Raw genomic sequence first — 3,968 nt, 5'->3', positions numbered from 1 at the left:
GTTGCTGGAGACGTGTGTCTGATGATCGGATCAAAGAGCAAAACACGCCTGCGTCGGCTCGAAATCACGCTAATAGGCCGGCGTCAACGACGCTAAAGTCGTGGTTCGCGCCACCGTGGGCGGATACGCGAGGGGCCAAACGCCTCACCGGCTGAATCAGCAATAGTTCAGCGTGTCCTTAAGTTGCCAACGCGACAGGTGGTAGGGCAGAGGGGTTCAAACTATCAGGGATCGAATGAACGTTGCCGGAATCAGGTGAAGCGGGGTCTGAGCGGGATAGTGCGTATCCGCCAGTATATCTGCGCAACAATCCAAGTTGGATTTTCTAAGTTGTTGGATTTTTTTAATAACACGTTAAATTTCAAGAAGTTGGTTCGGAATCGGAAGCGGAAGCGAAACGCAGGTGTGCTTACACGGAGCTTTATTTTTAAGTGGTTCGGTGCAATCATGTAATTATATAACATTTCACATCGTTTCCGATGGCCCGCTTGTTATGCAGCAAACTGAAACCAATTCTGCAATCCCCGCTTCTGTATCACCGCATACATTGGGCAATCGGTCCGATGTACTGCATCAAATCCTCAGTCCTGGCGTGAACCTCACTTTGTGGCAACGCCCAGTCCAAGCGGCAATAACGCGAGAGCTGTCAGTCCTCCAGGCGTCAGATCTGCCCGATGTGCGTTGCTCCGCGTCTCTGGATTCGTTCGACGATGACGTCAGTATGCTGTTGCAACAGCAAAGTCTTGATCCACGAACCTTCAAAAACTGGCGTGCCGACATATGCCGCTTGGCGGATATTTACTTCAGCGTCAGCGATGATCGCGATGTGACATTGCGTCTGGTGACGACTAAGGAAGACGATTGCCGTCGTTTCCATGTCGACCGCACCCACCTGCGACTGCTGTGCACCTATCGCGGTCCGGGCACTGAATGGCTAGCCGATGCGCAGGTTGATCGCTTGGCGCAAAGCACGGGTGCGCCCAATGACGACATCATCCGCTTCAGCGAGCCGTCGCAGTTCGAGCCATTTTGGGTTGGCGTTATGAAGGGCGATGCCTATCCCGGCAACGCCGGCCGTGGGTTGGTGCATCGCTCACCGCCGATTGCAGGCTCAGGACAGATCCGCGTGCTGTTCTGCCTGGACTGCTGAGCCATGTCCGAAGCCAACGTCGCTCTTGAAGCAATCCCTGTGGTTCCAATCTGGCGGCGGGTTTCCGAACTCGCCGATCTGGTCGAGATCTTCGATCCTGCGGTGCAAGTCTGTAGCTGGCGACGCGAGATCGACCCCGCCATCGAGACCTATCTGTCTCAACTGCATCAGACAGGGGCGTTGCATGTACTAGAAACCCTGTCGCCAGCCGCACAGCCCAGGCTCAATGCTCTCCCAGGCGTAACAGGTCGGGCGTCGCTGATTGAGGATTTGTCGCTGCTGCGCGAGGTCGTTTGCGAACTGCTCGGCTGTGTGGCGGCCGGTCTGCGCCTTGCCCGAGTAGGTCGCGCCATGTGCCCAGGCTGGCACGTCGACCGGGTCGGCATCCGGCTCGTCTGTACCTACCAGGGCTCGGGTACGCAATGGCTTGACGACCAGAACATCGATCGGCGCGATCTCAGCCCTGGCCGGATGAAAGAAAATGCCTTTATTGAGGCCAGCTCGGGGGAGATCGTACTGCTCAAAGGTGCCCTGTGGCAGGACAATAATACGTTCGGCGCCATCCATCGTTCGCCCGGTCTCAGATCTTCCGCATCACTGCGCACGCTGATCACGCTCGACCCACTGTGGCGCGACTGAATGAGCCGGTTCGTAGCTAATACTGATATCGAAAAGGAGCATTGAATGCCTTCTGCACCCGCCATAGACCGCAAATTGCCGGTTACCGTCCTGTCCGGCTTCCTGGGTGCCGGCAAAACCACCCTGCTTAACCATATCCTCAACAATCGCGAAGGGCGGCGTGTCGCGGTTATCGTCAATGATATGTCCGAGGTCAATATCGACGCCGCCTTGGTGGATAAAGAAGTCCAACTAAACCGCGCCGAGGAAAAACTGGTCGAGATGAGCAACGGCTGCATCTGCTGCACGCTGCGTGAAGATCTGCTCGTCGAGGTCAGCCGGCTGGCGAAGGCCGGTCGTTTCGACTACCTCGTGATCGAGTCGACTGGCATCTCTGAGCCTCTGCCGGTGGCAGAAACGTTCACGTTCCGCGATGAGGAGGGCGCCAGCCTGTCCGATGTTGCGGGTCTCGACACCATGGTCACGGTCGTCGATGCCGTCAATTTCAGTGTCGACCTGGATGACGCGGACAGCCTGCAGGAACGCGGCGAGTCGCTCGGTGATGAGGATATGCGCACCGTGTCCGATCTGTTGATCGATCAGGTCGAGTTCGCGGACGTGATCATCATCAATAAGATCGACATGATTACGAGCATGGAGCGTGAACGGCTGGAGCATGCCCTGCGCCAGCTCAACCGGCACGCCGAGATCCTCTACGCAAGCTTCGGCAAGGTACCGCTGGATCAAGTTATGGGCACCGGGCGTTTCGACTTTGAGCGTGCAGCACAGTCACCGGGCTGGTTGGCCGAGATCCGTGGCGAGCATACGCCCGAAACGGAAGAATACGGTATCGGTAGTTTCGTCTATCGTGCACGCCGCCCATTTCACCCCGCTCGCTTCGCCGAGGCGCTGAAGACTAACTGGCCAGGGAATGTGTTGCGCTCGAAGGGATTTTTCTGGCTGGCCTCGCGCCCTGATTTCGCGGGCGAGTGGTCGCAGGCGGGGGGCATTGTCCGCCATGGCCCAGCCGGGATCTGGTGGGCGGCCGCGCCGCGGGAGCATTGGCCGCAAGAACCGGAATACCGCGCCCGCATCGAGGCTGAGTTCGAGGGTGAGTACGGTGATCGCCGTCAGGAGATCGTATTCATCGGGCAGAACCTCGATCCCGACCAGACCAGAGCGACACTTAATCGCTGCTTGCTCACGGATGCCGAGCTGGCGGTCGGCCCCGAGGCCTGGAAGAAGTTCGACGACCCCTTTCCGAAGTGGTTTGCTGGGCACGACGAGGACTGAATCCGTGCCGATTCATTTTCAACAGCCCCAAATACGTGAGTTGGTATGCCGCTAGGGAAATTTACATGTATCTATCGTTCGCGGTTGCAACCGCCTTCATGATTTCGCTACCCGGGCTGAGCGTGTTTCTGACCGTCTCGCATAGCATTACGCAGGGCTGGCGGCGCGCTTTGGCGACAGCGGCGGGAGTCATGGTCGAGGTGGGCGTGTAGCTGGCCATACTATGAGTCCTCCAAGGCTGTAATCCCCCCAACCGCTTTTCTCGCGGGCACTCGCTCGGTAGGGGAAGTCCGTTCAATCGCTCAAGCCTGCTGAACCAGAACTTGTAGGCGCCTTCGTCGCGTTACCAGCATATATGCATCCAGTCTGCGGAGAGTCTTGACAGCGGGAAGGAATGCTGCGTGAATTGATTATTAATGAGAATCGTTATTATTATCAATATCATGTATGGTGCGGCACAGCTCCTCCCGGGCCGACGTTCTAATTAACAGTCGGAGTGTTCACAAATGAGGTTAAGAGGTGTGTTGGCAGTCGCTTTGTTATGCGTATTGGCAGCAGGGCAGGCAAGGGCCGAAGAAATGCAAGTCGAGAACAGCATGGGGACGGACGCCGGCGGCTTCAGTCGGCAGATCGCAGATCCGCGCCACACCAAGCTTCCGACGTATCTGATCGAAATGAAGGACGGCGAGTTGTTGCCCGCTCAGTTGGTCGTTCCCGCGAAAACAAAATTCCGTTTGGTAGTGCGCAACATAGGCAGCAAGCCGGCGGAATTCGAGAGCAATAAGTTGCGCCAGGAAAAGGTTCTGTTCATGGGGAAAGACGTCAATTTGGTCATTACCCCTCTGGACCCAGGTTCGTATGACTACTTCGACGACTTCGCACCGGGCGTGAACGGGAAGATCGTTGC

Annotated in this window: 5 protein-coding genes; all 5 read left to right on the top strand. The window is 57.0% G+C overall.

Annotation, left to right across the window (positions count from 1 at the left end; all coding sequences use genetic code 11):
• The first annotated feature begins 493 nt into the window (after positions 1-493).
• The gene (locus P8014_RS20275) at positions 494-1,150 is read left to right on the top strand and encodes a DUF1826 domain-containing protein (protein WP_337819147.1); all 657 of its coding nucleotides are present in this window, start codon (positions 494-496) and stop codon (positions 1,148-1,150) included.
• A gap of 3 nt (positions 1,151-1,153) precedes the next feature.
• Entirely contained in the window at positions 1,154-1,789 is a 636-nt protein-coding gene (locus tag P8014_RS20270) for a DUF1826 domain-containing protein (protein ID WP_337819146.1), read from the top strand.
• 45 nt (positions 1,790-1,834) lie between these two features.
• Positions 1,835-3,061: a zinc metallochaperone GTPase ZigA gene (gene zigA, locus P8014_RS20265; RefSeq protein WP_337819145.1), complete on the top strand. Its 1,227-nt coding sequence runs from the start codon at positions 1,835-1,837 to the stop codon at positions 3,059-3,061.
• 65 nt (positions 3,062-3,126) lie between these two features.
• Complete coding sequence (locus P8014_RS20260; protein WP_337819144.1) at positions 3,127-3,273, top strand: hypothetical protein; 147 nt, start codon at positions 3,127-3,129, stop codon at positions 3,271-3,273.
• Positions 3,274-3,582: 309 nt separating this feature from the next.
• Positions 3,583-3,968, top strand: a 386-nt coding sequence (locus P8014_RS20255; protein WP_337819143.1) for a cupredoxin domain-containing protein, incomplete at its 3' end; no start/stop codon positions are given.

The sequence above is a fragment of the Acidihalobacter sp. genome, from assembly GCF_037381185.1.
Taxonomy (GTDB): domain Bacteria; phylum Pseudomonadota; class Gammaproteobacteria; order DSM-5130; family Acidihalobacteraceae; genus Acidihalobacter_A.
This window is presented reverse-complemented; position numbering and strand designations above follow the sequence as displayed.

Bases quoted from the DNA above. Each gene is read 5' to 3' on its own strand.
- P8014_RS20275 (WP_337819147.1), top strand. From the start codon at position 494: ATGCAGCAAACTGAAACCAATTCTGCAATCCCCGCTTCTGTATCACCG.
- P8014_RS20270 (WP_337819146.1), top strand. From the start codon at position 1,154: ATGTCCGAAGCCAACGTCGCTCTTGAAGCAATCCCTGTGGTTCCAATC.
- zigA (WP_337819145.1), top strand. From the start codon at position 1,835: ATGCCTTCTGCACCCGCCATAGACCGCAAATTGCCGGTTACCGTCCTG.
- P8014_RS20260 (WP_337819144.1), top strand. From the start codon at position 3,127: ATGTATCTATCGTTCGCGGTTGCAACCGCCTTCATGATTTCGCTACCC.